Source organism: Nocardioides sp., assembly GCF_047607365.1.
In the GTDB taxonomy this organism is placed as follows: domain Bacteria; phylum Actinomycetota; class Actinomycetes; order Propionibacteriales; family Nocardioidaceae; genus Nocardioides.
The window spans coordinates 53,910-80,498 of record NZ_JASGDD010000043.1 but is presented as its reverse complement, the minus strand read 5'-3'; the positions used below and the strand labels follow the sequence as shown (position 1 = coordinate 80,498).

The following is a 26,589-nucleotide window of genomic DNA, read 5'->3' as shown; positions in this document are numbered from 1 at the left end:
GTCCCGATAGACCCTGATCACGTCCTCGCGGAACTCCCTGGGGAACGCCTTCGGCATGGTGCACATCCTTCCAGCGCCGGCTCCAACCGGCGCAGATCAGATGTCACCTGTCCGTACAGCAGTCCCCACCACTTCTGGACAGCGTGGTGGTTCTACGTCGGGCTCGGCATCGCGGTTGCCGTCGTGTTCGTCGAGCCGTTCTACGGGCGAGCCCAGGACGCAGTGGTTGCTGCCGTCGGCGGCGTGGGCGCGTGGGCTTCTGCCGACCGAGGTCCAGTAGAGGGGTTGTGGATCGCCTACCTCGTGTTCTGCGGCGTCTTGCTGGTGTGCGGCGGCCATGCGGCCCTCGCCTCAGAAGGTCAGACTCGCACGGCTCGGGTCACTAAACTGGCTACGAATCATGCATCGAAGATGTTCGGCCGGGCGGCCGTAGTTGGCGGTGCAGCGCTCACCATTCAAGTCGTCGCTCTCGCGCGACATGGCGACAGTCATTACATCGACCTGGCGTTTGCCACCGGCCTGCTGCTCATGTGCGTCACTCCGAACTGGGCAAAGGCACTCCGTGTTGCGTCGGGACGTGGAGAGGACTCCTCGACCGCCGTGGCGGCGACTGGGCCTCGCCTGCTGCTGGTGCAATCCACGGGTACATGGCGACGCGGAGAAAGGGTTCTGGTGCGCGGACCGGTTGGATCCGCCGACGCGTGGGTGGTAGGGGCATTCCCTAGTCGCTCTGGCCGCCAGGTCGAACTTGCGCTGGAGAAGGACGTTGACGAGGTGTGCGCGCAGGCCTCTTCCACAGTTACTCTAGAACCGGCCTCGGAGCCGGGCATGGAGTTGATTGGGCTCGCCGGTCCCGGCAGCACTGATGTGCGTGTCGCGTTCAGTCCGATGGTCGACCTTCGGGTCGGCGAGTCAGTCCAGTTGGGCGCGGGGCAGGGCATGGCCTTGTATCAGGTGACGAGCCTTGGCTTGGACCGCGAAACGCGAGGATCGGCGAGCGCCGTACTGCCACATGCCGCCGCCCTTCTTGTGGGTCGCCCAGAGGCAGGCTCCGTCGTCACGCGTCCGCGGCTTCCTCAACCGCACGAGCCGCTGGTGAGAGCCCAGCTCGCGCCGCAGCCGGTTCCCAGCGGATACACGCGGCTCGGCGTCCTTCGTGGCACGGAGATCGAGATCGGCGTGAACCACGAGATCTCCTACACGGGTCATTTCGCGGTCCTCGGCATGTCGGGTATGGGCAAGACCACGGCGGCTCTCGCCGTGTGTCGGGCCTTGAGTTCGACGTCCTGTGTGATCGCGCTCGACACGACGGGCGAATACCGCAACCGCCAAGGCATCCCCGTCCACACTCCGGGGTCTCCGCCTGACCCTGGATTCTGGGTTCACGAGCCGACTGGTGAACCCACAGCCGCTGCCAAGACATACATCGAGGCGACGATGACCGCGGCGAACGCCGAGTATGTTGCTGGCACGCCTTCGCGTCGTGTCCTCCTACTCGAGGAAGCCCACGGCTTCGTCCCCGAAGGGAACATCTCGACCTTCGCCCAGCGCGATGCAACCGCGGAATCGACGCGGTTCATCATGCAGGCCAGGAAGTTCGAGCTTCGCTTCGTGATGGTCTCGCAGCGCACGGCAGTGGTGTCCAAGTCGGCCTTGAGCCAGTGCGAGAACTACGTCGTCCTGAGGACGACTGACGAGACTAGTCTTACCTACCTCGAGGCGGTCATGGGCCGAGATGCGCGTGAGGTGATGCCGCGACTCCAGCGGTACGAGGCTGTCTGCATGGGGCCTGCGTTCAACGCTGACGGTCCGGTCATCATTGCTCTAGACCCTCCACCGGAAGTCCCGTGACGATGGGCTATGACTCTTATCGGATCCGGCCTGATCACGGCTGACGTCGAAGCAAGAGGGCGTTCCCGGCGGGGCACCCGGTAGCTCTTGGCCGGTAGTTTCTGGTGGTGAGTGGCGTGGAGTCGGCGGTGGTGTATCTGCGGATCTCGGAGGACCGCACGGGTCTGCAGGCGGGGGTGAATCGTCAGCTCGAGGACTGCGAGCGGCTGGCCACCCGACGTGGTTTGGCGGTGGCGGCGGTGCTGATCGACAACGACCGCTCGGCGTTCGACGGGACCCGTCGCCCGGGCTATGAGACGTTGCTCGGCCACGTGCGCGCGGGGGTTTCGCGGATCGTGGTGTGGCATCTGGATCGGCTTTACCGGCGTCCGCGGGAGCTGGAGGCGCTGATCGACCTGGTGGAGGACAGGTCGCTTCGGATCGAGACGGTGCATGGTGGCCCGCTGGAGTTGAACAGTCACGAGGGCCGGTTGATGGCACGGCAGTTCGTGGCGATCGCGGCCTACGAGTCGGGTCACAAGGCCGACCGTGTCGCCCGGGCGATGCGGCAGCGCGCCGCGACCGGTGCCTGGCACGGCCTTGCGCGCTACGGCTACGGGACCGGAGGAGCGCTGATTCCTGAGCAGGCGGCGGTGATCCGACAGATGGCCGACCGGTTCCTGGGCGGTGAGTCGATCCGCGCCATCACCGCCTGGCTCAACACCACCACTCCACCACCGGGGAAGGCCGCCCGGTGTGGTCGCCGCGGACGGTGCGCAGCATTCTGGGCAGCGCCCGCATCGCCGGGCTACGTGCCCATCAGCCCGGCGCCCACGACGACCCGCCCGGTGGACGCAGGGTCCTGACCGTCGGCCGGTGGGAGCCGATCATCACCCCGGTCGAAAGCGAGCAGATCCGCGCGATCCTCACCGACCCGTCCCGACGCCGCAGCACGCCCGCGGTGCCAAGCCTGCTGGGCGGGATCGCTCGTTGCGGCCGATGCGGTGCAGGGCTGGTGATCACCAGCCACATCAACATCGCCGGAGTCCACACCCGCAGGTATGCCTGCCGTAAGGACGCCGCCCGCCCCGAACGGGGAGGGCTGTCCATCGACGCCGCCCGGCTTGAAGCTTCTGCACCGGGCGACGGACCGACGATGCCCGATATGTCGTCGCGATATCGAAAGCGTGCGCCTACCGGTCCTATCCCGGTCTACGAGCTAGACCTCAGGGTCGCGACCAGCCGACGTCCTTTGAGCTTGAAGGTCTCGGTCCCGACCTGCTTGATCGTGTCACCAACGAGTCGATTTAGAACGTATTGATGGGCATCGTCGACTCTGAAGGTGGGGCGTCCCCGCCCTCCGGTGGCGATTCGGGCATACCCGCCTCCCAGAGACCGCAGAAGTGTCTTGATTTCGTCCGTGGGAAGGGTTTCGGCTCGTGCGGCGATGAGAGCGATCACCTGTGCAGGGTTGGCGCCGGCGTTCCTGAGTGCTTCGAGGCTCTCGTACGGCATTCGCCAACGTGTGTCGATGAGGGCAGCGGCGATGGCCTGAGTTTGCCTAGTGCTGGCGTTGGTGAGATGGGTGGCGATCTGCGACGCGACTGTCAGCTTGATCTCTTGGGAGACTTTCGCGCTACGCAGGAGGTTTGGGATGTTCGACGCCTCCAGCAGATCTGGTGAGACGAACGTGGCGTATTTCTTCGATGCTGCGATCGTCTGCTCGAGGGTGGGCCAGTCCAGCATGAGGTTGCTGGAGAACGCAGTGGCGTCGTCTGCGAGCAGGCGCCGTCTGAGCAGTTTCGCGATCAGGTCGCTTCGTTCTGGGACGATGCTTGACGCCGCAATAGTTCCGGGCTTGATGCTTGCCGCGATGCGAACCCGGAGGGCGGTCGAGGGGAGCTCGTTGCTTGCGGCCAGCACTGTGGTCGCGATGTCCTTACGCTGGTCCACAGGGATCTTCTCGAAGCCGGTGATCTTCTTGTGCTTGTTGAGCAGCGAGGCCAGATGCGTGTCCATACCGACTTGCTCAAGGTAGGCCGAGACGTTCTCAAACGTGGGATCGGTGCGGTTGCCCGCGGCGAGAAGTGGCCAAGCCCCAGCTGCCACGTCGTGGAGGTCGGTGACGCGGCAGTCGACGCTGGATCTGTTGACGAGCTCTCCGAGTGCGGTCGAGCTCGAACGCTTCGCGGCGTCCGTCAGGACCGTGGCGAACATCTTTGGATCTGCCACGGTTCTGACCACGCCCGACGAGCCAGCGACGAGAGCCAAGTAATCCTCGATCCGATCGAGGGCGTACTGGTAGGCAGCTCGGTTGCTTCTGAGGACGTCCAACGCGATCACGCCGGTGGGCACGAGCACACGGAGGTTTGCCTCCGTGATGGGGAAGAGCCGAAGCTGAACAGCGGCGCCTTGTGCCGCAGCGTTGAGCGCCTCAAGGGACTCCACGACCGCGCCGCTGGCCTGCACGACCTCCATTACGATCTTCGCTCGAGCGGTCGAGCCTGGGTCGTTGATAGCGGCGATGTCCTGGTAGTTGGACTCGAGAACGTGTCCGACTGCTTGATCGACATCGAACTGACTAGTGGGAAGCACGCGTAGGACAGCATCTAGTAGGGCTGGCCGCGCAGTTCCGTCAACCGGTGCGTCCACTGCCGCGTACTTCAAGATTTCCTTCCAGCGTGGCGCTATAGCTGCGAGGAGGGCAGCGGGATGCTGCCCCTGGGAGACATAGGCATCGACAAACTCGCGCTCCGGTTCGCCAAGCGTCGATAGGCGGCGGGCTACGGTTTCAGCAGCGGCCGGCCTCTTCGACAGTAGATAGTCAAGGATGCTGACATTGAACACGCTTGGGTCGCTGAAGAGTTCGGCCTCGTCGCTCTTCTCCGCGCCTTGCTCGCGCAGAAGCTGGATCACGTCCGCCTCACTCATTGCGAAGAATGTGTCAGGCAGGCCGGGCTCGATGCATCGACGAATGTATTCCAGTGCCTCAGGTCCCAGATGGTTGCCGTAGTAACTGGACGCATACAAGGCGAAATGCGATGTGAGAAATCCGTGGCGCACCAGTTCGCGTGCGAGGTCAGATTCAAGCACCGACTCGATGACCTCGTCGAAACTCGTTCGCTCGCCCAGTCCTCGACCGGTGGAATCGGTCAACTCAAAGGGAGTCGTGTTGACCTCGAATTCCGGGCGGCCTGATAGGTCCTCCCAGGTATGGTGACGCAGGAACCGGATGTTCGATTCCGCCTTCGCAATCCTTTCGTCGACATCTTGCACGTCGATGGCCAGCCACTCCTCGGGTTCGACCGGCAGGCCGAGCAAACTGGCAAGCTGTTCCGCTGAGAAGGCGAGATTGATCGTCGACGAGTAGTACGGGCCGTTGTTCGGGTCGTGGAGCCTCAGCTGCTGCGACTCGCCGGAGGCGATCTGCGTCCATGTGTCGACGTCTTCAGCGCTCGTATCAGTCGCAGGCCCGGACAGCTCGACGCTTGCTTGCGGCACGGCTGCCCGCGCGGCTGCTTGGAGCGTGTCGCGGAACTGCTCCAGCCGATGGCCGAGGCTAGCTGCGCGCGCGTCCGACGTGGCCTCGAGGTGGCGCCTTTGGCGCTGAGCTGTCAGCTGCCGGGCCTGCTTCGCGAGGTTCTCTTGGACCAGGGCCCGCCAGATGGCATAGAGGTGATCGAGCGTACTGTCTCGGTATCGGATCTTCTCGAAGTCGGCAAGGTGAGTGTTCTTGAACAGCACGATCGCGAACACCAAGTCGTCATTAATGCCCGGGATGCGATCCCTGGGAACGACGAGACGGCTGCGGTACACCTCGAACTCGTTGCGGATGTTGTGGATCATCCGCATGTCTGCAACATGCCGTGCCGCTAAGCGGATCAAGGCGGGGTCGACCTCGAAGTCCTCGCTCCTCATCGCCTGGGACATCACGTCACGTGCGTTGTCAGCGCTGACAAAGGGCACTACAGGGATGATCACGTCGAAGAACTTGGTCCGACTTGCGCGCTTCAAGGTCTCCTTCGCGCGGTCGGAGTCGCCGTCTGGCGGCAAGGCCCCGTCATCGCCGTCATCCTTCGCACCAATTTGCTCGAAGACACTGTCGCGGATCGCATAGATGAACACGATGCGTCGACCGATCTGGTCCGAGCTATTCAGGAGACCGTTCAATGCGCGCAGCGTGTCGAACACCTGTACATCTTCGAACCGGTCGATGTCCTCAATGACGACGATGTCACGTCGACTGGCTTGAAAGAAATAGACGATCTCGTCCAGGTATTCATCGAAGTAGGTATCGGACGCCTTCGACAAAGTGATCGTCGCTGGTCCGCTTTGCACCGAGGCACTCAGCGTCGGTCGCCCGCGGATAAGTATGATCACAACCCATGCGGCGCACACCGCCGAGCCAAAGAGAAGAAGGTAGGCGACAACTTGTCGCCACGCCGCCGGAAAGAGACTGGAGACATGCGGTTGGAGAAGGCCCAACAGGAGGAGGACCGCAAAGACGGCTGCGCCTATGACGCCAGCGAGCTTCCAGTCCCGGAACTTGTCCGGTGCGTTCGCGCGCCGAAATCTCGATCGCGGCACCGCCCCTGGTGAAAGCCGATACAGCAGTTGCTTGACGATTTCCTTCTGGATCAGGTTCGTGCGCGAGCCAGATCCGTATTGCCCGGCATCTTCCTGGGAATCGCTAGCGTCGTGTATCTCAGGGGCGATGGTGGACAGCGACAGCTCGATGACGCGATTGGTGTGAATCTTGCCAAGCTGTTCGAGAACGCTGCTCTTGCCCGTGCCGTACGCACCGGTCAGGGCAATGTTCCGGACCCCCTTGGCGCCGATCGCCCGCACCAACAGGTCGAAGTAGAGCTGGTGTCGGTCCTTGTCGAACAAGGGGGCCAAGCTCGTCAGACGTAACCTCTGCCCGAGCCGCGCAGTCCCGTCCGCGGACTCCGCAATGACGTTGTCAGGCATGCGCTGATCGTATGGGCCTAGACGGACGCACACGTGTTCGTTGCTCCGGGAAGTGCCGTGTTGTTGACATCTGGTCCGGCTCCCATCATGACGATGCTTGGTCGCGCCGTGGAGGCATCGAACCGCCCAGCGTGCTCGGTGTTTTCGGCCACCGGCCATCGGACGGCACTCAAGGAGTCGCTGGTCGCGGCCAGGATGTACCGCAGCGCGAGACTGGGAGAACGAATGGGACGCACAGCCGACCATCTGACGACGGGACAGTTTGATCTGCTGACGTGGGTCGCTGACGAGTGCAGGGACGGCGTGTACGAGGGAACTGCTCATCGGGTCTCGGCACGTGCCTTGCACAACCGTGGCCTGATTCGCGTGGCCGGGCGAGGTGATACCTGGACGGCGACGATCACCCCGGAGGGCACCCGGCGGCTGAAGGAGCAAGCCGAGCGCATCAAGGCCGAGCGAGACCGTGAAGCACGTGAGGAAGCAGCGCGAGCCGAACGGGAACGGAAGCAGCAGCGACTCTGCGAACGGGCCACCGAAGTGCTCAACGATGTCGTGGCAGCAGGCGGTCGCCTCGAGCTTGGCGCTGATGTCGGTGACCGCGAGATAGAACAATGGGAAAGCCTCCTCGCGCAGGACGGGCTGCTTCCGGAGGGCAAGCGACTGACGCATGAGCCGACCCGGATGGATCCCGACCTCGGGATCACGGCCTATCTCGAACCCGACTTCACCGCGCTGACACCGACGAGGGTCTTTAGAGTCCCTCGCCAGCTACGTGGCCCTCACCCCGCGGTAGCCGCGTTCCAAGACAAGCGCGCCCACGTCACCAAGCCACAGATCGGGAGAGCGGCCAGGTTCCTCCAAGCCGTCATTACCGCGGCGGGCGAGATGGGCTGGAAGGTCTCCAAGAAGGTCCTCACTGCCTATTCGGGCGGCTACTCAGGTGGCTACGGGGGCCGTGGCGTGAGCCCGGACCTCCCCCTCAGCCTGCCCTCCGGCGAGGTAGTGGTCACGATCCGTGAGCTCGACCAGCGCGGCCGGACCGGATACGCGTTCATCACCGACACCGACTACTACACCCGCACACAGCGCACGGTGGCGAACAAGAGCTTCGCAGCCTCGGGCAGGCTGGAGGTGACGGTATCCAAGGCGTGGGGAGAGCAGCAGCCGATACTCGCACTACGGGATGCCCCGGGAGCCAGCCTCGAGGAACAACTGCCGGTTCTGGTCCGCACGCTCGAGATTGCCGAGGCCGAAGCCCAATGGGTGCGACAGGAAGAAGGCCGGCGCGCGGAGATCCGCCAGACCCGCTGGGAGGAGGTCAAACAGGAGGCCTTCACCCGGCTCAGCTATCAGCGCAATATCGAGCGTCTTCACGACGAGCTCACCCGACGCGAGAACGTATCCGCGATGCGGGCCTATGCCGAGGAGGTCGACGCTCGGTCCAACGACCTCACGGGACCGGATGGCCACGCGGCCCGCGCGTGGGCTGAGTGGATACGCAACCACGCGGAACGAATCGATCCCCTCAACGGCGATCTCTGCGCCACCCGAGTCACCTCCGCCAGCCACGAAGAGCTTCAGTCCCACATGAACGGCTGGAGCACCTACGGCCCCCATCGAGGGTAAAACCGAAGCTGGCCAGACGGTCTCGTCGCAGACCTGGATCGCTGGGTTGGCCCAGGCCGTGCGGTCCGCACAGGTGAGATGACGGGCGCGGTTTCGGTAGAGGTTCTTGCTCAGCATCTTGAGACGCCACGCGGGCGAGGCTGATCGCAACCGGCCCGAGCTTCTTTCGGTCGTGTGTGTCTGGTCCTCCATGCCGCAGTGCGAGGGTCAGGTTGTCCAGATGGTTTCGATGGGGATGGCGGCGATGCGGTCGCCGAAGGGTCCGGCGGTGATGCCGGTGTGGAGGATGAGGCCGCCAGTGAAGCGGGTGCCGAGTTTGTCGCGTAGTTGGCTGAGCCATCGGTTGTCGGTGCGGTGGACGCGGGAGGTGGCTTTGACTTCGATGGCGGCGATTCGGCCGTCGGGGGTTTCGAGGATGAGGTCGACTTCGGCGCCGGCCCGGTCGCGGAAGTGGCTGATCTGAATGGTCTCGTCGGCCCATGCGCGTTGGCGTCGGAGTTCGCCTGCGACGAAGCCTTCGAGGAGGTGGCCGGCGACTTGGCCGTAGGCGTCGGGGTTGGCTCCGGTCGCGGAGACGCCGACTAATCGTGCTGCCAGACCAGTGTCCAGGAGCGAAGCCTTAGGGCGGGAGACGGCGCGCTTGGTCAGGTTGGTCGACCAGGCCGGGGTGCGTTGGATGAGGTAGAGGATCTCCAAGAGCTCGAGGATCCGGTTGAGTGAACTGGCGGGGATGCCGGTCTCCTTGGCGATGTCGGCGACGTTGAGTTCTTCGCTGTTGCGTGCGGCCAGAATCCGGAGGACGAGGGGGAGTTCGCCCAGTCGTCGGATGTCGCTGATCTCGGGGGCATCGCGTTGAACGATCTGGGCGAGGTAGCTGTCGAGCCACTCACGTCGACGTCGGCCCGGTGTTCGGGCCAGCGCTTCGGGGTAGCTGCCGGCGGTGGCGCGCTCCAGGTAGTCGTGGCGGGTCAGTGAGCTCTCATGTCCGAGAAAGAGGTCGCCGGCGAAGAGTCGGTCGAGGAACGTCTCGCGGTGTCCTGCGAGTTCGCCCTGGCTGAAGCCGTGCATCTCGATGCGCTCGGTACGTCCGGCGAGGCTGTCCTCGGCGGCGGGTAGGCGCAGGAGGTCGGCCGACCCTGTGATCAGGTATCGGCCGGGGCGGGGGTCGCGATCGACGACCAGCTTGAGCGCGAGGATCATCTCGGGGGCGCGTTGGATCTCGTCGATCGCCAGGAGCCCGTCCGGGTGCTGAAGGAGGAACCCGACCGGGTCGGCCTTGGCGTTGGCCAGGGTGATCTCGTCGTCGAAGGTGACCAGCCGCCCGCCTAGTCGATCGACGATGTCGCGGACCAGGGTGGTCTTCCCGACTTGGCGGGCGCCTTGGATGACAACGATCCGCGTGTCGTCGAGAGCCTCGAGCACACGAGGCTTCACGTTACGCTCGATCCGACCGTCCACAACTCGAAACCTTACCCGTTCAGTGAGAGATCCGCCGCACCTAAATGGTGGATTCGCAGTACTATGGTGGTGGATTCGCAGTCTCTCGGTGAAAGGATCGCAGCCATGGCGCACCTACGCTCCGTGCAGCGCAAGGACGGCGCAGAGTCGTTCGAGGTGCGGTGGCGAGCGGCCGGCGCCTTCCGCCAGCAAACCTTCCACAGCCGCCACGAGGCTGAGGAGTTCCTCGCCGAGCTCACTCGCCTGCGGGTAGGAAAGCCTGCTGTTCAAGCGGCCGATGGTCCCGCCCGGCTCGATGTCGTCGCACGTGCCTCATTGCGCGCTAGCGAGGCACGCCTCAAGCCCCGCACGGTGGAGGGCTACCGGCAGTCCTATGTCAATCACATCTATCCCGACCTGGGCTCCGGATGCGCCACTGTGGCCCGGACGCACCCGGGGAAACCGCCCTCGACCGACCTACGAGCGGGCCTTCGCCTACAACACCTTCTACGACAACCACTTCAAGCCAGCACTCACCGAACTCGGTCTGCCCGACATCCGCTTCCACGACCTACGCCACTCCGCCGCAGCGCTCTGGCTGACAGCCGGCATCTCTCCCTACAAGGTCTCCCGCTGGCTCGGGCACGCCAACATCGCCATCACCGACCGGCTCTATGGCCACCTCGTGCCAGACGACTCGAGCCGTGATCTGGCCGTGATCGAGTCCTACATCCAAGGCCGCACGGCACCGACTGCTCGCTGACACGCACTGGATTGGGCGTTGACCGCCTCCGCAGTGGGGTCGGTCTGTTTGGTCGGATCAACGCATCGTCATTAACCCCTCCGATCCCCTCAGATTTGGAGTGGATTTGAGTGGATCGACCGGACAGGTTCAAGCTTCACCTAGAGACGAAGAAGGGGCTCTGGCCTACGTTTCCGCAGGTCAGAGCCCCTTTTGTTGGTCGGTGGCGGGTGAAGGATTCGAACCTTCGAAGCTTTCGCGACGGATTTACAGTCCGCTCCCATTGGCCGCTCGGGCAACCCGCCGGGATACAACGCAGAGACGATAGCGCAGGGCGGGCGGCGACTGGAAAACGCCGGCTACACGGGGTCGAGCGGGACGGAGGCGTACGCCGAGGCCAGCTCGTCCACGCCCCGGCTGGTCCGCCACGGGCCGATCGAGGCGATCCGGTGGACCCCTCGGCCCGAGCCGACGGCCGCGGCCCGGTCGAACCCGTCGAGGGCGTCGGCGCGGACCTCCTCGACGGAGAGGGTGACCCGCTCGGCGAGGAGGGCGACGGTGACGCTGGGCAGGCTCTCGGCGAGCGGAGTGACCCACGTGCCGTCGGGGCGGCCGAGCAGGAGCGACCAGGTGGTGCCCTCGCTGAGCAGCCCGTCGGCGGTGACGAAGACGGCGTCGTCGTACCCCTCCTCGATCGCCGCGTCGCGCTCGGCCAGCTCGGGTGCGGTCAGCGTGTGCTTCATCTCCGGCCGGAAGCGGTCGTGTCGGGTCGCCCGAACGCGCAGGGGCCGGTCCGACGGCGTCACTGCTCTCGTGGTGGTCGCCAGCGGCCACGATCGTGCCTTTGCGTGACGACACCCCGGGAGGTGCCGGGACACGCCGGACACCATCGCGCAAATGCGTGGATCTGGCTCGACGGCCACCCGCACGAGAATCGGCAGCGCGACGCCGTCGGTGGCTCCGCGTACGGCCGAGACCACCGACGCGCGTGGCACCGCCTCGCCGACGAGGGCAAGCGAGTCGCGCTGGAGCCGGGCCAGGTGCCGCTGCCAACCGCGCACACCGACACCGGCGCCATCGGGGAGCGGATCGACGCGCATCGTGGTGAAGCAGCCGTAGCCGGGGGTCGAGGGCGTGCTCGTCATGGTCCTCGCATGGTAGGACCTGCGCATGCCATCGAGTCGCCAGCAGCGCGTCGTGCTGGTGGACAACCACGACTCCTACACGTTCAACCTGGCCGCCCAGCTGCGGGCGGCGGGGGCCGAGGTGCGGGTGCTGGTCAACGACGATCCGGCGGTCGCGGCCGTGGCCCCCGGCGAGCTCGACGCGCTTGTCATCTCACCCGGCCCGGGGTCGCCGCTCAACGCCGCCGACGTCGGTCATCTGCCCGCGCTGCTCGACCGCATGACCCAGACGCCGGTGCTCGGGGTCTGCCTGGGGCACCAGCTCCTCGCCGTACACGCGCGTGCCGGCATCACCCGGATCGAGCCGCACCACGGCCACGTCTCCGAGGTCGCCCACGACGGCACCGGCCCGCTCGCCGGCCTGCCGTCGCCGCTGCGCGCGACCCGCTACCACTCGCTGGCCGTCGCGCCCGGCGACGCGGCGATCCGGGTCACCGCGACCGCCGAGGACGGCGTGATCATGGGCCTCGAGGTCGTCGGCCGCCCCTGGTGGGGCGTGCAGTTCCACCCCGAGTCGATCGCCACCGAGTACGGCGACGCCATGGTCACCACGTTCCTCGACTCCGTCGTCGCGGGGGTCGAGGGGTGAGCCCCGAGGAGCTCTTCCGGCGGGAGCTCGACGACGCGCCGAGCGCCTTCTGGGTCGACCGCCCCGACGGGACCGCGCTGATCGGGTCGGCCGACGTCGTGGCGACCTTCCGCGTCGGCGACGGGGTCCGGATCGGCGGCGAGCAGGTCTCCGAGGACCTGTGGGCGTGGCTGGACGGCCTCGCCGAGGAGGGTGGCACGTGGGTCGGCTACCTCGGCTACGGCGTCAGGGCGCTCACCCGTGGCGGCCCGGCCCGTCCACGGCCGAGCAACACCCCCGATGCGCTCTGGATGCGGGCCGACCGGCTGATCGAGGTCGAGGCGCCGCGCGCCGAGCCGGACCGGTCCGCCGAGGGCGCGCTCGTGTGGATGACCAGCCGCGACCGCGAGGAGTACCTCGCCGACATCGCCGTCGTCAAGGAGCATCTCGCCCGCGGCGAGAGCTACGAGGTCTGCCTCACCCGGACCGTCAGCACGACCGCGCCGGCGGACCCGCTCGCCCTCTTCCTGAGGCTTCGGACGACCAGCCCCACCGGCAGGTCGGTCTTCCTCCGTCACGGTCAGCTGGCCATCGCCTCCGCGACGCCCGAGGAGTTCCTGACGGTGACCGCCGACGGTCGGGTCTCGTCCAGCCCGATCAAGGGGACCGCCGCTCGCGACCCCGACGACCCGGCCGCGGACGCCGCCGCCGCGCTCGGGCTGACCACCGACGCCAAGACCCGCGCCGAGAACCTCATGATCGTCGACCTCGTCCGCAACGACCTCAACCGGGTGTGCGTCCCGGGGACGGTCACGGTCCCGCGCTTCCTGGCCGTGGAGTCCTACGCAACGGTCCACCAGCTCGTCTCGACCGTCACCGGCAGACTGTCCCCCGCGAGCACGCGCGTCGACGCGATCCGCGCGGCCTTCCCGCCCGGCTCCATGACGGGTGCGCCGAAGGAGCGGACGATGCAGATCATCGACGAGCTCGAGCCCCAGTCCCGCGGCGTTTACTCCGGGGTCATCGGCGTCCTGGGCGCCGACGGCAGCGCCGACCTCCGCGTCGTGATCCGCACGGCGGTGATGCGCGGCGCGACGGCCACCATCGGGACCGGAGGAGCGATCACCTGGGCGAGCGATCCCGAGGAGGAGTGGGCCGAGACGGAGCTCAAGGCGTGGGTCGTCATGGCCGCCCTGGCCGACGTGCGGAAGAATGAGGCCCATGGCTGACTCCTCCTTCGACATCGTGAGCAAGCTCGACCGCCAGGAGGTCGACAACGCGCTCAGTCAGACGGCGCGCGAGATCGCGACGCGGTTCGACTTCAAGGGGACCGGCGCGACGATCGAGTGGAAGGGCGAGGCCGCGATCGAGATCAGCGCCTCGGCCGACGACCGCGCCAGCGCCGTGCTGAGCGTCTTCCAGGACAAGCTGATCAAGCGCCAGCAGAGCCTCAAGATCCTCGACGCCAGCGAGCCGCGCCAGTCCGGGCAGCAGTCCAAGATCGACATCAGGCTCAAGGAGGGCATCACCTCCGAGGACGCCAAGAAGGTCGCCAAGCTGATCCGCGACGAGGGCCCCAAGAGCGTCAAGACCCAGATCCAGGGCGACGAGCTCCGCGTCACCTCCAAGAGCCGCGACGACCTCCAGGCCGTCCAGAGCCTGGTCAAGGGCCAGGATCTCGACTTCGCCGTGCAGTTCGTCAACTACCGCTGACTGAGGGGTATCGCCGCAGGTCAGAGACGTTTGGCGCCTTGCTAGTCCGCATCTAGTCCGCTAGATGCTTTGGTGAGGCCCGATCGCAGAGACATCGATGACCGCGGATCTGATCGCGACGTAGACTGCTTGTCGTGACGATCGAGCAGCTCACAGCGGCAGCCTTGGCGCTGGACGCCGGCCAGCGCGAGGCGCTGCGCGACGCGCTCGCGGGGAGCCTCGCTGACGACTATGCGTCGCCCGAAGAAGCCGAGGTCGTCCGCCGGCTCGCTGCGGAGGCTCGCGCCAACCCGATGAGTGGCGAGCCTTGGGAGAAGGTCGCCGCCGACCTCGGCATCACCGCGTGACCTACGCCGTTCTCGTCACGCGCTCGGCGCGCAACCAGATCGAAGGCGCGCTGGGCTGGTACGCCGACGAGGCGCCAGAACAGGTCTCCCGGTTCCGGGACGAGCTTGCGAGCACGATGCGGTCGATCGCCTGGCGCCCCTACGTCTTCCGGGCCGTCGACAGCGAATCCGCCGGGCCCACCTCGCCGTCTTTCCGCACAAGGTGTGGTTCCTCGTGCACGAGGAGGACCAGGTCGTCGAGGTCTTCGCTGTGCTGCACGACCGACAAGACGACGGACGCTTCCGCGGGCGGTGACCGGTCTGCCAGAGATGTAGATCACGCGCTCTGCAGGTCGGAGGCATGATTCCGCGACGACCAACAACGGCCGCCGGCTACCGGGAGGGCGCCGTCCGAGTTCGTCGACTACTGCTGAGTCGGGGAGCTCGTCTGGCGCTGCTCCGGGATGGCCAGCAGCCAGTGGGCGCGGTAGTCCGGATGGGTCGCGTGGGCTCGCGCGATGCGGAGGAGGAACCGCTCGACCTCCGGGCCCGACGAGGGCACCAGGTCGAGGTGCGACCGCATCTGCTCCACCGTGTCCAGCATGCCCGCCGCCCAGCGGGCGACGAGGGGGTCGGCGCCCGCGGCCAGCTCGGCGTAGCGAGCGTGGACGAAGGCGTAGGTCGTCTCCAGATCGCGAAGTCGTCGCGGGACGGTGGGTGCCTGCCGCATCGATGCCGATTCCCCTCGTGGCGGAACGGGCGACGCTGCCCTCCTGGTCACGCTGACGCTAGCGGGTGATCCTGAGTGCCTGCTGGGAATGGCTTGGCGCGGCTCTGTGCTCGCCGCCGGCGCCGCTGGTGGAACGGACGAGGATCCGGGCGTGCTCGGGAGCCATGGCAGGCCGCTCCACCCCGTCGATGAGGGTGAGCAGGCGCATCACCGCCTCGTGGGCGAGGGCCTCGGGCTGGAGGTCGACGGCGCTGATCGGGGGGTGTGCGGTGCGCAGGGCCTCGGCGTCGGACCCGCAGACGAGGAGTACGCCGTCACGCCCCCGCTCCGCGAGGGCGGACTGCAGCCCGACCGCATGCTCGGCGGTCAGGACGTAGACGGCGTCGACGTCGGGCGCGGCCGCCATCAGCTCCGCCCCGGCCCGGCGGCCGCCGTCGGCGCCGTCGGCCTCCGGCTCCTGCAGCACCACCGGCGACATGCCCCGAGACCCTGCCCAGGCCCGGTAGTGGGTGACCGTGTCGAGGGTCCACTCGTTGCGGTCGGTGCCGACGAGGACGGCGACCCGGCGTGCGCCGCCGTCCACGAGATGATCGAGGGCGCGGACGGTGATCAGCTCCGTCGCGATGTCGACCACCGACCCGGGCCGGTGGATCGCCCGCGCCGGGTCCCGGCCCACCGACACGTAGGGGATGCCGTAGCCGTCGAGCGCGATGAGCAGGGGGTCGTCGGCCACCGGCTCGGTGACGATGAACCCGTCGCAGGCGAGTGCCGCGCTCGGCGCGTCGGCCGCCCACGGGTCGGCGACGAACATCAGCGCGAACCCCTGGTCGGCGGCCGCGATCGCCGCCGCTCCCGCGAACCGCAGGAAGTAGTCGATGCCGAGCACCCGCTCGGCGTTGCCGGCCATGAGGGTCCGCTCCACGAGTGCGATGGCTCCGAGGCGGCTGCTCCGCAGCCCGCGGGCGAGCGCGTCGGGGCGGTAGCCGAGCTCGGTCGCGGCCCGGCGGATCCGCTGCTGCGTGGCGGTGGCGACCACCCCGTTGCCGCTGAACGTGTGGGACACCGTGGTCGCCGAGACGCCCGCGCGCCGGGCGACGTCGTGGATGGTGGCTCGTCGCGCGCTCACGTCGCCCAGATTAGTCCCGCGAGACCGTTGTCCAAATCGATTTGGCTATCTACGGTGCCGCCGAGGGCCTCGATGGGGCGGTCCACCGAACGACGGGGCGACGGGCCCAGGCACGAGACACCACGAGGTGAAGGACCATGACCAGCAGCGACACCGCGGCGTACGCCGCCGGCGACATCCCGAGGGACGGCGGCGCCGACCCGACCGCGCCCCTCGCCATCGAGAGCCACGGCATCGACGTCATCCCCGAGTCGGAGCGCTACGGCCGTCCCGCGAGCCTCTTCGGCGTCTGGGCTTCGGCCAACGTGAACTTCCTCAGCTTCCTCGTCGGCACCGTGCTGATCCTCATCGGCCTCACGATCTGGCAGGCGCTGGCCGTCGCCCTGGCCGGTGCGCTCTTCTCGGTCCTCACCGGGATCATCGCCGCCACCGGTCCCGCCTCGGGCACGCCGAGCGAGGTCATCACGCGCAGCATGTACGGCGTGCGGTTCAACCGCATCAACGTCGCGCTCGCCGGATGGCTCGTCAGCGTCTGCTATCTCGCGCTGAACTGGGCGACGGCGGCGTACTTCGCCTACAGCCTGCTCGACCGCGTCGGCATCGCCGTGACGACCCCGGTCGAGGTGGCGGTGATCGTCGTCATCGCCGCGGTCACGCTGGCCATCAGCGTCTACGGCTACGGCCTCATCATGCGGATCTACCAGCCGATGGCGGCCGTGCTCGGGCTGGTCTTCGTCGTCATGGTGGTCTACGTCGTGAGGGGCGCCGACTGGAGCTACACCCCGCAGACCACGCTCAGCGGCACCGCGCTGTGGGCGACGCTGGCCGCCGGCCTGACGCTCGTCGCCTCGGGTCCGCTCTCCTACACCAACAGCGCGGACTTCGCCCGCTACCTCCCGACCGGCACTCCGGTCAGGTCCGTCGCGGTGTGGACCGCCCTGGGCTCCAGCGTCCCGGGGGTCGTCGTCACGGGTGCCGGCATCCTCGCCGCCACCGCGGTCGACGCCTCCGACGCGCAGGCGGCCGCCGACGTGCTGCTGCCGTCGTGGTTCTCGCCGGTCTTCATCGTCGCCGTCATCGTCGGCACGATCGCCAACAACGCGATGACCGCCTACAGCTCCGGCCTCGCGCTGCAGTCGATCGGCGTCAGGATGCGCCGCTCCCGCACCGTGCTCCTCGACGGCGCGGTCGGCACCACGATGACCCTGCTCGGCCTCCTGGTGTGGGACTTCCTCGACAGCGTCTCCAACGCCATGCAGCTCATCGTCGCGATCCTGGCGCCGGTGATGTCGATCTACCTCGCCGACATGTGGCTGCGCCGCAACCGGTACGACGGCGCGGAGCTCAGCGACCAGTCGCCGGGCAGCCGGTTCTGGTACGCCGGCGGCGTCAACCCGGCCGGCGCCCTCGCCCTCGTCGGCGGGGTCGCCGTCACCGTGCTGTGCTGCGCGGCCACGGTCTACACCGGTCCCGTCGCCTCGGCGATCGGCGGCATCGACGTCTCCCTCCCGGTCGGCCTGATCCTCCCCGGCGCCGCCTACCTCCTCCTCATGCGGACCTGGGTCGACCGGGGGCTCACCCGATGAGCCGGGTCCACTACCGGGCGGGGAGGATCTTCACCGCCGACGAGCCGGCGTGGGCGGAGTCCCTCGTCGTCGACGGCGAGACGCTCCTCCACGTGGGCTCGACCGCCGAGGCGGAGCGGGTCGCGGACGTCGTACGCGTCGTGGAGCTGGAGGGCGCCCTCGTCGTGCCCGGGATCGTCGACGCGCACACCCACATCGTGTCGATGGGCGAGGCGCTCGGGCAGATCGACCTCTCCGACGCGGCCGACCTGGCGGAGATCCAGGCCCGCCTCCGGCGTACGGCGGCGGCCGACCCCGGCGCCGCACGACTGCGCGGCTTCGGCTGGCTCTTCCCGGCCCTCGACGGCCGACGGCCCACGCGCGCGATGCTCGACGAGGCGGTCGCCGACCGGCCGGTCTACCTCGCCGCCGCCGACCAGCACTCCGCGTGGGTCAACACCGCCGCGCTCGCCGAGCTGGGCATCGACGCCGACACCCCCGATCCCATCGGCGGCCGGATCGACCGCGACGCGGACGGCGCCGCCACGGGCATGCTCTACGAGACCGCCGCCCTGGGCCTGATGCGCGGCGTGCTCGACACCCTGACCACCGACGGCGAGCGGCTTCTCGCCCAGCAGCAGGCCTTCGAGCACTACCTCGCCGCCGGCGTGACCGCCGCCGTCGACATGGGCCTCGCCGCCGAGGAGCTGACCGCGCTCGAGGGGGCCCTCGCGGCGGGCGGGGGCCGGCTGCCGATCCGCGTCGCCGGCCACTGGATCGTCAACCGCTGCGCCGACCCCCGCGACGAGATCGCCCAGGTCGACCGCGCGATCGAGCTCCACCGGCGTCACGCAGGCCCGTGGCTGAGCGTCAACGGGATCAAGATCTTCGTGGACGGCGTGATCGACAGCTGCACGGCGTCGATGGTCGAGCCCTTCGCCGACGGCCGGCACCCCGAGGCGATCTGGGACCAGGAGGCGCTCGACGCGGTCGTGGCCCACGCCGACCGCGCCGGCCTCCAGGTCGCGATGCACGCCATCGGCGACCGCGCCTCGGGGATGGCGCTCACCGCGCTGGAGCGCGCGACGGCCGCCGACGGCGACCACCGCGACCACCGCGACCACCGCGACCACCGCGACCACCGCGACCACGCCGACCACGGCGGCCGGCCGCGCCGCCACCGGATCGAGCACCTCGAGACCGTCACGCCTGAGTCGATCCGGCGGATGGGCCGACTGGGGATCGTCGCCTCCGTGCAGCCGGTGCACGCCGACCCGGCGATCCAGGACAACTGGCGCGAGATGCTCGGCGACGACCGCGTCTCGCGGGGCTTCCCCTGGATGGAGCTGGCCGACGCCGGCGTGCGCCTGGTCCTCGGCTCGGACGCCCCGACCGCGCCCTACGCCCCGTTGCCCAACCTCTACATCGCCACCACCCGGCGCTCGGCCGTGCGGGAGGACCTGCCCGCCAACCACCCGGACCAGGCGATGCCGCTGGACCTGGCACTGCTCCGGGCCACCCGCGAGGCGGCGTGGGCGGCGGGTTGGGGAGACGTCACCGGACGGCTGGCCCCGGGCCTCAGCGCCGACTTCGTCGTGCTCGACCGCGACCCGTTCGCGAAGGGTGCGGCGAGCCTGCTCGACGCGCGCGTCACCCGCACGGTCGTCGCTGGCTCGGAGGCCCGGCTACCACCGGCCTGAGGTGTTGAACTCCGAGTCCTTGCGGGAGAGCTGGTCGATCCGCTCCTCGGGCGACAGCGCCTCCAGGGCCCCGAGCAGCACCGGGTCGATGTTGTACACGGCCGGCTCCTCGGCGAGGGGCACGATCGTGTGCACCAGCCGGTCGTCGTACACGTGGGTCATGGTGATGGAGCGACCGCCGTCGACGCCGCGCAGGATCGCGGCCGCGGGCACCGGGTCGACGGTGTAGCAGGACGCCGACGCCACCGAGACCGGGATCCCCGCGAAGGTCGAGTACGTCGAGTAGTGCAGGTGACCGGCCAGGATCCCGCGCACGTCGGTACCCTCGAGCACCGCCGCCAGCGCGTCGTGGTCGTAGAGCCCGATGATCGCGTCGACCGGCGCCAGCGGCAGCGGGATGGGCGGGTGGTGCATCCCGATGATCGTCCCGTGCGGCGCCGGCTCGCTGAGCACCTCGCGCAGCCATCCGAGCTGCTCCGGCGTGACCAGCCCGTGGTGGTAGCCCGGCACCGTCGAGTCCAGCGAGATCACGCGCAGCCCGCCGACGTCGTACACGGCGTCCTGCTCGCGCGCCGACTCCGCGCCGAAGAGGATCCGCGAGTAGGCCGGCCGCTCGTCGTGGTTGCCCATCACCCACACCAGCTCGGCGCCCAGGTCGGCGGCCGCCGGCTCGACCAGCTCCTTCAGACGCTCGTACGCCGTCGGCTCGCCCAGATCGGCCAGATCCCCGGTCACGAGCACCACGTCGGGCGGCAGGTCGAGGCGGCTCAGCCGCTCCAGAGCGGCCACGAGGCCCGTCTCGGGCTCGACCACGTCGTACTGCCTCGCGCCCCCGGCCAGGAGATGGGTGTCCGACAGGTGCGCGATCGTGTGGACCGGCTCCGGATAGAGGTCGAGGTGCACCCGCTCACCCTAGGGGCGAGCGGGTGCACCTCGTGGTGCCACCCGTGGGTCAGGCCGCGACCGGCTGGCCGTTGAGCTTCTTGTAGGTGTAGGCGGTGCCGAACGCCGCGATCGGGAGCGTCGCGAGGGCGCCCACACCGCAGAGGCAGAGGCCGACGACGGAGACGATCGCCGCGACGATGGCCCACACCAGGGCACTGCCCACGTTGCTCTTCACCAGCTCGAAGCTGGCCTTGAGCGCGTCCACCGGCTCGAGACCCCTGTCGATGACGAAGTAGGTCGCGTAGTAGAGCAGGAACGCGGCGACGATGCCGGGGAGGATGCAGAGCAGGAAGCCGACGAACAGGATCGCCGACTGGATCAGCGCGAGGATGAAGACCTTCGCCCACGGGATCCGGCCGAAGATGTCGCCGACGTCGAGGCCCTTGCCCTCGGTGATGTCGAGCCCGGCACGCACCACCAGGGCGCTGCCGATGGTGCTGCCCAGGAAGGAGATCGCCGTCGAGATGCCCTGGGCGAACCACCGGACGAGGAAGCCGCTGCCCTCGCTCACCGTGTAGTCGTCGTTGACGTGGGGCCCGGTGGTGAGCAGGCTGCTGATCACCACGCCCACCACGGCGAGCACGACGGACACGACGATCACGAGGAGTCCCAGCAGGATGCTCGGGCCGAGGTTGGACTGGAACTTCGCCCAGCCGTAGGAGAGGGCGTCGCCGACGGAGTAGCCGTCGGACGAGCCCGGCGCGGGCGCGGGGCCGGGAGGCGGTGGAGGCGGGGCCTGGCCCCACCCGGGGCCTTCAGGAGGGAGCGTCATGGAGGCAAGGTAGTCGGCGGTGGGACCATGGGTCTATGACCAATCCTGAGCGCGATCCGCGACTCACGGACGGTGCGGGCCACCCGGGCACGTGCGTGGAGGTCATCGCGGCGCGCGACGTGCCCCTGGGCGGTCCCCGCGCGATGACCGTACGCCGGACGCTGCCGTCCCGGGAGAGGTCGATGATCGGCGCGTGGTGCTTCCTCGACCACTACGGGCCCGACGACGTCGCCGAGACCGGCGGGATGAAGGTGGCGCCGCACCCGCACATCGGCCTCCAGACCGTGTCGTGGCTCTTCGCCGGGCTGATCGAGCACCGCGACTCGGCGGGCAACCACGCGATGGTCCGTCCGGGCGAGGTCAACCTCATGACCGGCGGCCGCGGCATCTCGCACTCGGAGATCTCCGACGACTCGTCCCCGGTGCTCCACGGCGCGCAGCTGTGGACCGCCCTGCCCGACGCGGTCCGCGAGACCGAGCCGCGCTTCGACCACTTCGTCCCGCCGGAGCTGACCGGCGAGGGCTGGTCGGCCCGGGTCTTCCTCGGCTCGCTGCTCGGCTCGACCTCGCCGGTGCCGACCCACACGCCGCTGCTCGGCGCCGAGCTCCAGCTGGCGCCGGGAGCGACGCTCGCTCTGGACATCGACCCGGCGTTCGAGCACGGCGTCCTCGTCGACGTCGGCGGCGTCGCCCTGGGGATCGGCCCGGGGCTCGGCTCGGGGGAGGCGACGCTGGTGGCGAAGGGCGAGCTGGCCTACACCCCGCCCGGCGCCTCGACGCTCCTCCTCGAGGCGAGCGAGCCGACCCGGCTGCTGCTCCTCGGCGGCCCGCCCTTCGGGGAGTCGATCGTGATGTGGTGGAACTTCGTGGGCCGCAGCCACGAGGAGATCGTCGCCGCGCGCGAGGACTGGCAGGGAGCGATCCTCGACCCGGACTCCGGCGAGGTCGTCGCCGATGCGCAGCAGGTCGGAGGGTCCCGGTTCGGGACGGTCGTGGGCGACCACCTGCCACCGATCCCGGCGCCCGCGCTGCCCGGCGTACGGCTCCGTTCGCGGCAGTGAGCTCACAGTTGCACACCGATTTTGTGGCGGAGCCGCTGCGTCGGTAATCTTCTCGGTCGTTGCCCCCTTAGCTCAGTGGTAGAGCACTTCCATGGTAAGGAAGGGGTCGTCCGTTCAATCCGGACAGGGGGCTCTGTGGCGGGGTAGCTCAGGCGGTTAGAGCGCACGACTCATAATCGTGAGGTCGCGGGTTCGATCCCCGCCCCCGCTACCAAGGACTCATCCGGCGTCACCCAGTACCAATCCACCATAAGGACTTCCCATGGCCTCCAAGAGCAGCGACGTTCGCCCCAAGATCACTCTGGCGTGCACTGAGTGCAAGGAGCGCAACTACATCACCAAGAAGAACCGGCGCAACGACCCCGACCGCATCGAGCTGTCGAAGTTCTGCCCGCGCTGCCGCACCCACCAGCCGCACCGCGAGACCCGCTGAGTCGCGGCGATCGACCGACGCAGCCCTCGAAGGCCCCGCCCCGGCGGGGTCTTCGCCATTTCGGGCGGCCAGAACCGCGCCTTTGCGGGGTGACGCGCCGGGCGGTCGCCGCGGCCCCGGGTGTAACCCCACAAAGGCACGATCCGATCTTTGGAGGCCCCACGGAGAGGGCCGCGGTCGCCGCGGCCCTACGGTCGGAGGCGTGGATGAGTCTCTTGTCGGGCGCGAGTTCGCCCCGCTGGGCCCGTGGGCCGTCGAGGGGGAGCGGGTCGCCGCGTTCGCTCGCGCGACGTCGTACGCCGGCGAGGGCGTCCCGCCGACGTTTCCGATCGTTCTCCTGAACGACGCGATGCTCGCCTTCCTCGCCGAGGTGGGGGCGAGCGTGGAGCGGATCGTGCACGGCGAGCAGCGCTTCGCCTGGCGCCGGCCGATCGTGGTCGACGACGAGCTGACGGCGACGATGTCGATCGCCTCCCTCCGCTCGCTCGGCGGCGCCGACGTGATCGGCACCGTGACCACGCTGACCGACGCCGCCGGCGAGGTCGTGGGCGAGGCCCGCGCGACGCTGGTCCACTCGGGCGGAGTGGTCGCATGACCGATGCCTACGAGCCGCGGGTCTTCACGCTCACCCGCGCGGACCTGGCCGCCTACGCCGAGGCGAGCGGCGACCACAACCCGATCCACCGGTCCGACGAGGTGGCCGCCGCGGTCGGGCTGCCCGGCGTCATCGCCCATGGCATGCTCACCATGGGCCTCGTCGCCGGCGCCGTCCACGACTGGACCGACGGCGCCGAGGTCCTCGAGCTGGCCACCAAGTTCACCTCGCCCGTCGTCGTCCCGCCCGAGGGCGCGGCGGAGGTCACGGTGGCCGTGAGGTCCGTCAAGCCCGGCGACGGCACCCTCGCCCTCGCCCTCGAGGTCACCTGCGCGGGCCAGCGCGTCCTCGGCAACCCCCGCGCCGTCGTACGTCTCCCCCAGAGCTAACTGCTGGTCAACGCCTGCCGAGAGACGTGCTCCGCCGGCCTTCACCAGCACTTACCCAGCTGGGCGGCCCGCCTGAGAGGATGGGCGGGTGCCCGAACTGCTCGCCGACCACACCACGCTCCACCTGGGGGGACCGGCGGGCACCTGGGTCGAGGCGACGACGCTCGAGGAGCTCACCGAGGCGGCGAACGACCGCGACGCGCTGATCCTCGGTGGCGGCTCCAACCTCGTCGTCGCCGACGAGGGCGTCCCGGGCACGGTCGTCCACGTCGCCACCCGCGGCATCGCGCCCGACACCGAGGACACCGGCCCGATGTGCGGCGGGGTGCTCGTCACGGTCGCCGCGGGGGAGTCGCTCGACGACCTCGTCGCCTACGCCGTCGAGCACGGCTGGACCGGGCTCGAGGCGCTCTCGGGCATCCCCGGCTCCGTCGGCGCGACGCCGATCCAGAACGTCGGCGCCTACGGCGCGGAGGTGTCCCAGACCATCGCCCAGGTGCGGGTGTGGGACCGGGTGCTCCGCGGCTTCCGCACCTTCGCCATGGCCGACTGCCAGTTCGGCTACCGGCACAGCAGGTTCAAGGCCGACCCCGGCCGCCACGTGATCGTCGAGGTGGTCTTCCAGCTCGAGCCGGGGACGCTGTCGGCCCCGATCCGCTACGCCGAGCTGGCCGGCACCCTCGGCGTCGAGCCCGGCGGCCGGGCGCCGATCGCCGAGGTCCGCGAGGCCGTCCTCGCCCTGCGCGGCGCGAAGGGGATGGTGATCGATCGCGCCGACCACGACACCTGGAGCGCCGGCTCCTTCTTCACCAATCCCTTCGTCGATCCGGCCGACGTGCCGCCCGGGGCCGGGGGACATCCCCAGCCGGACGGGAGGGTGAAGATCAACGCCGCCTGGCTCATCGAGCACGCCGGCTACGAGCGGGGCTACGGCGCCGCGCCCACGACGCCCTGGGGCGGACGGGTCAGCCTGTCGACCAAGCACGTCCTGGCCCTCACCAACCGCGGCTCCGGCACGACCCGGGAGCTGATCGCGCTGGCCCGCGAGATCCGTGACGGTGTCGAGCGGGAGTTCGGCATCGAGCTGGTGCCCGAGCCGGTGCTCCTCGGCGCCGACCTCTGAGCCGCCGATGGACTGCGGCTACTTCGACGCGGGCGTATGCCGGTCCTGCCACTGGCTCACAACGCCGTACGCCGTCCAGCTGGCGCGCAAGCAGGCCGCCGTCGCCGCGATGCTCCCCGAGGTCCGCTGGCGCGAGCCCGTCGCCTCGTACGAGTCCGGGTTCCGCAACAAGGCCAAGATGGTCGTCGGCGGCACCGCCGCCGAGCCGACGCTGGGGATCCTCGACCACGACGGCCGCGGCGTCGACCTGCGCGAGTGCGGCCTGCACGACCCACGACTCCACGACGCCCTGCCGCTGGTCGCCGACCTCGTGCGGGCGGCCGGCGTGACGCCGTACGCGGTGCCGGAGAGGCGGGGCGAGCTCAAGCACGTCATCGCGACCGTCGCGCCGAGCGGTGACCTGATGGTCCGCTTCGTGCTGCGTTCGAGCGAGGCGGTGCCTCGGCTGCGCAAGCACCTCCATCTGCTCACCGACGCACTGCCGGTCGTGGTGGCGAGCGTCAACCTGCAGCCGCGGCACACGGCGATCCTCGAGGGGCCCGACGAGATCCTGCTGACCGAGCAGGAGACGCTGCGGATGGAGGTCAACGGGATCGGGCTGCACCTGCGGCCGCAGTCGTTCTTCCAGACCAACACCGAGGTCGCGGCGCGGCTCTACGGCGAGGCGTCCGGGCTGGTCGACGCCGTGGCGCCGGCGTCGGTATGGGACCTCTACTGCGGCGTCGGCGGATTCGGGCTGCACGTCGCCGCCGCGGGCCGGGCGGTCGTCGGGGTGGAGACGAGCGAGCAGGCGATCGACTCCGCCCGGCTGACCTCGGCCGAGCGCGGCGCGGAGGCGACCTGGGTCGCCGGCGATGCGACCGCGTTCGCCCTCGACAGCGATCCGCGGCACGTGCCGGAGCTGGTCGTCGTGAACCCACCCCGCCGCGGCATCGGCCCCGCGCTCTCGGCGTGGCTGGAGGCCTCCGGCGTGCGGTACGTCGTCTACTCCTCGTGCAACGCCCGCACGCTGGCCGCCGACCTGGAGCGGATGCCGTCGCTGGTCCCCCGGAGCGCCCGGCTGCTCGACATGTTCCCGCACACCGAGCACCACGAGGTGCTCACCCTGCTCAGCCGGGCCTGACGTACGGCCGCCTCAGGCGCTCGTGCCGTAGTCGTCGTAGGTCGTCGAGAAGTCGTTCGACGTCGTGACCCCGACGATGATCAGCACGACGAACGCGATGATCGCCAGGATCGCGAGCACGAGGAGGATCGTGCCGATGATCCCCAGGATGAGGCCGGCCTGGGCGTTGCCGCGGCCGCCGAGACGGCCGCCGGAGGCGTCGATCCGCTTCTTCGAGCGGGCGCCGAGCACCCACGCGAAGGGCGAGCCGACGAAGCCGACCCCGCAGATGAACCCGAGGACGAGGCTGATGATGCCGGTGATGAGAGCGGTGGTCGCGCCGGGGTCGTCCTGGGTGTAGCCGGCGTAGCCGGGCTGGGGTGCCCACTGCTGGGTGGGCTGCGGCTGACCGTAGGGCTGCCCGTAGGCCTGACCGTAGGGCGGGCTCGGCTGCTGCCCGGGGCTCTGCGGCTGGCCGTAGGGCTGACCCTGAGGCGGGCCCTGGGGCGGGTAGGCCGGCCCCTGGCCGTACTGCGGCGGCGGGGGCTGCTCGCCCCACTGCGGCGGCGGCAACGGCGTGGTGGGCTCGGGATCCTGCTCCGACTCGGTCATGGCCTCATCATTCCCCATCCGCGCCCGGGGCATGGTGAT

General features: G+C 69.0%; 24 protein-coding genes and 3 tRNA genes. 18 read left to right on the top strand and 9 right to left on the bottom strand.

What is annotated here, in order from left to right; genetic code table 11:
• On the top strand, window positions 1-1,851 hold a 1,851-nt coding region (locus QM572_RS03775), incomplete at its 5' end, for a helicase HerA domain-containing protein (RefSeq protein ID WP_415090181.1).
• A gap of 107 nt (window positions 1,852-1,958) precedes the next feature.
• Window positions 1,959-2,696 (top strand): recombinase family protein, encoded by a 738-nt coding sequence (locus QM572_RS03770; RefSeq protein WP_415090179.1) that lies wholly within the window; start codon window positions 1,959-1,961, stop codon window positions 2,694-2,696.
• Window positions 2,697-3,042: 346 nt separating this feature from the next.
• On the opposite strand, the gene QM572_RS03765 is transcribed toward QM572_RS03770, so the two are convergent.
• Window positions 3,043-6,801: a hypothetical protein gene (locus QM572_RS03765; protein ID WP_415090177.1), complete on the bottom strand. Its 3,759-nt coding sequence runs from the start codon at window positions 6,799-6,801 to the stop codon at window positions 3,043-3,045.
• 87 nt (window positions 6,802-6,888) lie between these two features.
• Between QM572_RS03765 and QM572_RS03760 the strand changes: the two genes are divergently transcribed.
• On the top strand, window positions 6,889-8,427 hold the full coding sequence (locus QM572_RS03760) for a hypothetical protein (protein WP_415090175.1): 1,539 nt from the start codon (window positions 6,889-6,891) through the stop codon (window positions 8,425-8,427).
• 207 nt (window positions 8,428-8,634) lie between these two features.
• On the opposite strand, the gene QM572_RS03755 is transcribed toward QM572_RS03760, so the two are convergent.
• Complete coding sequence (locus tag QM572_RS03755; RefSeq protein ID WP_415090173.1) at window positions 8,635-9,885, bottom strand: ATP-binding protein; 1,251 nt, start codon at window positions 9,883-9,885, stop codon at window positions 8,635-8,637.
• Window positions 9,886-10,258: 373 nt separating this feature from the next.
• Between QM572_RS03755 and QM572_RS03750 the strand changes: the two genes are divergently transcribed.
• A complete protein-coding gene (locus tag QM572_RS03750; protein WP_415090171.1) occupies window positions 10,259-10,627 on the top strand; it encodes a tyrosine-type recombinase/integrase in 369 nt (122 codons plus the stop codon).
• A 203-nt stretch (window positions 10,628-10,830) separates the two neighbouring features.
• Here QM572_RS03750 and QM572_RS03745 read toward each other — a convergent pair.
• Together QM572_RS03745 and QM572_RS03740 are read right to left on the bottom strand one after the other, a co-directional pair.
• Window positions 10,831-10,911 (bottom strand) — tRNA-Tyr (locus QM572_RS03745).
• A 54-nt stretch (window positions 10,912-10,965) separates the two neighbouring features.
• Entirely contained in the window at window positions 10,966-11,751 is a 786-nt protein-coding gene (locus tag QM572_RS03740) for an aminotransferase class IV (protein WP_415090169.1), read from the bottom strand.
• Window positions 11,752-11,776: 25 nt separating this feature from the next.
• Between QM572_RS03740 and QM572_RS03735 the strand changes: the two genes are divergently transcribed.
• The 4 genes from QM572_RS03735 (at window position 11,777) to QM572_RS03720 (ending at window position 14,418) form a co-directional block, all read left to right on the top strand.
• Complete coding sequence (locus QM572_RS03735) at window positions 11,777-12,379, top strand: anthranilate synthase component II (RefSeq protein WP_415090167.1); 603 nt, start codon at window positions 11,777-11,779, stop codon at window positions 12,377-12,379.
• Window positions 12,376-13,587, top strand: a complete 1,212-nt coding sequence (locus QM572_RS03730; protein ID WP_415090165.1) for an anthranilate synthase component I family protein — start codon at window positions 12,376-12,378, stop codon at window positions 13,585-13,587. The genes QM572_RS03735 and QM572_RS03730 overlap by 4 nt, the downstream gene beginning before the upstream one ends.
• Window positions 13,580-14,071 carry a YajQ family cyclic di-GMP-binding protein gene (locus QM572_RS03725; RefSeq protein ID WP_415090163.1) on the top strand — a complete coding sequence of 164 codons (492 nt, stop codon included), beginning with the start codon at window positions 13,580-13,582 and terminating at the stop codon, window positions 14,069-14,071. The genes QM572_RS03730 and QM572_RS03725 overlap by 8 nt, the downstream gene beginning before the upstream one ends.
• 134 nt (window positions 14,072-14,205) lie before the next feature.
• Window positions 14,206-14,418, top strand: a complete 213-nt coding sequence (locus tag QM572_RS03720) for a hypothetical protein (RefSeq protein WP_415090162.1) — start codon at window positions 14,206-14,208, stop codon at window positions 14,416-14,418.
• A gap of 403 nt (window positions 14,419-14,821) precedes the next feature.
• On the opposite strand, the gene QM572_RS03715 is transcribed toward QM572_RS03720, so the two are convergent.
• Together QM572_RS03715 and QM572_RS03710 are read right to left on the bottom strand one after the other, a co-directional pair.
• A complete protein-coding gene (locus QM572_RS03715; RefSeq protein ID WP_415090160.1) occupies window positions 14,822-15,127 on the bottom strand; it encodes a hypothetical protein in 306 nt (101 codons plus the stop codon).
• 58 nt (window positions 15,128-15,185) lie between these two features.
• Window positions 15,186-16,253 carry a LacI family DNA-binding transcriptional regulator gene (locus tag QM572_RS03710; protein WP_415090158.1) on the bottom strand — a complete coding sequence of 356 codons (1,068 nt, stop codon included), beginning with the start codon at window positions 16,251-16,253 and terminating at the stop codon, window positions 15,186-15,188.
• Window positions 16,254-16,390: 137 nt separating this feature from the next.
• Between QM572_RS03710 and QM572_RS03705 the strand changes: the two genes are divergently transcribed.
• On the top strand, window positions 16,391-17,839 hold the full coding sequence (locus QM572_RS03705; protein ID WP_415090156.1) for a purine-cytosine permease family protein: 1,449 nt from the start codon (window positions 16,391-16,393) through the stop codon (window positions 17,837-17,839).
• Window positions 17,836-19,518, top strand: a complete 1,683-nt coding sequence (locus QM572_RS03700) for an amidohydrolase (protein ID WP_415090154.1) — start codon at window positions 17,836-17,838, stop codon at window positions 19,516-19,518. The genes QM572_RS03705 and QM572_RS03700 overlap by 4 nt, the downstream gene beginning before the upstream one ends.
• Here the strand turns inward: QM572_RS03700 and QM572_RS03695 are convergent.
• Both QM572_RS03695 and QM572_RS03690 read right to left on the bottom strand, forming a co-directional pair.
• Window positions 19,504-20,421: a phosphodiesterase gene (locus QM572_RS03695; RefSeq protein WP_415090152.1), complete on the bottom strand. Its 918-nt coding sequence runs from the start codon at window positions 20,419-20,421 to the stop codon at window positions 19,504-19,506. The two genes, QM572_RS03700 and QM572_RS03695, sit on opposite strands and share 15 nt — an antisense overlap.
• A 49-nt stretch (window positions 20,422-20,470) precedes the next feature.
• Window positions 20,471-21,235: a hypothetical protein gene (locus QM572_RS03690; protein WP_415090150.1), complete on the bottom strand. Its 765-nt coding sequence runs from the start codon at window positions 21,233-21,235 to the stop codon at window positions 20,471-20,473.
• 35 nt (window positions 21,236-21,270) lie between these two features.
• Here QM572_RS03690 and QM572_RS03685 point away from each other — a divergent pair, with 35 nt between their 5' ends.
• The 8 genes from QM572_RS03685 to rlmC all read left to right on the top strand — a co-directional run bounded on the left by QM572_RS03685 (window position 21,271) and on the right by rlmC (window position 25,959).
• Window positions 21,271-22,296 (top strand): pirin family protein, encoded by a 1,026-nt coding sequence (locus QM572_RS03685; RefSeq protein ID WP_415090148.1) that lies wholly within the window; start codon window positions 21,271-21,273, stop codon window positions 22,294-22,296.
• Between the two features lie 61 nt (window positions 22,297-22,357).
• Window positions 22,358-22,429, top strand: a tRNA-Thr gene (locus QM572_RS03680).
• Between the two features lie 4 nt (window positions 22,430-22,433).
• Window positions 22,434-22,510: transfer RNA gene (locus tag QM572_RS03675), tRNA-Met, on the top strand.
• 48 nt (window positions 22,511-22,558) lie between these two features.
• Window positions 22,559-22,729, top strand: a complete 171-nt coding sequence (gene rpmG, locus QM572_RS03670; protein ID WP_415090146.1) for a 50S ribosomal protein L33 — start codon at window positions 22,559-22,561, stop codon at window positions 22,727-22,729.
• 202 nt (window positions 22,730-22,931) lie between these two features.
• Window positions 22,932-23,324 carry a MaoC family dehydratase N-terminal domain-containing protein gene (locus QM572_RS03665; RefSeq protein ID WP_415090144.1) on the top strand — a complete coding sequence of 131 codons (393 nt, stop codon included), beginning with the start codon at window positions 22,932-22,934 and terminating at the stop codon, window positions 23,322-23,324.
• A complete protein-coding gene (locus QM572_RS03660) occupies window positions 23,321-23,713 on the top strand; it encodes a MaoC/PaaZ C-terminal domain-containing protein (RefSeq protein ID WP_415090142.1) in 393 nt (130 codons plus the stop codon). The genes QM572_RS03665 and QM572_RS03660 overlap by 4 nt, the downstream gene beginning before the upstream one ends.
• An 88-nt stretch (window positions 23,714-23,801) precedes the next feature.
• The gene (locus tag QM572_RS03655) at window positions 23,802-24,836 is read left to right on the top strand and encodes a UDP-N-acetylmuramate dehydrogenase (RefSeq protein WP_415090140.1); all 1,035 of its coding nucleotides are present in this window, start codon (window positions 23,802-23,804) and stop codon (window positions 24,834-24,836) included.
• Window positions 24,837-24,843: 7 nt separating this feature from the next.
• Window positions 24,844-25,959, top strand: a complete 1,116-nt coding sequence (rlmC, locus tag QM572_RS03650) for a 23S rRNA (uracil(747)-C(5))-methyltransferase RlmC (protein WP_415090138.1) — start codon at window positions 24,844-24,846, stop codon at window positions 25,957-25,959.
• A 12-nt stretch (window positions 25,960-25,971) separates the two neighbouring features.
• Here rlmC and QM572_RS03645 read toward each other — a convergent pair whose 3' ends face one another.
• On the bottom strand, window positions 25,972-26,550 hold the full coding sequence (locus QM572_RS03645) for a DUF4190 domain-containing protein (RefSeq protein ID WP_415090136.1): 579 nt from the start codon (window positions 26,548-26,550) through the stop codon (window positions 25,972-25,974).
• Between the last annotated feature and the right edge of the window lie 39 nt (window positions 26,551-26,589).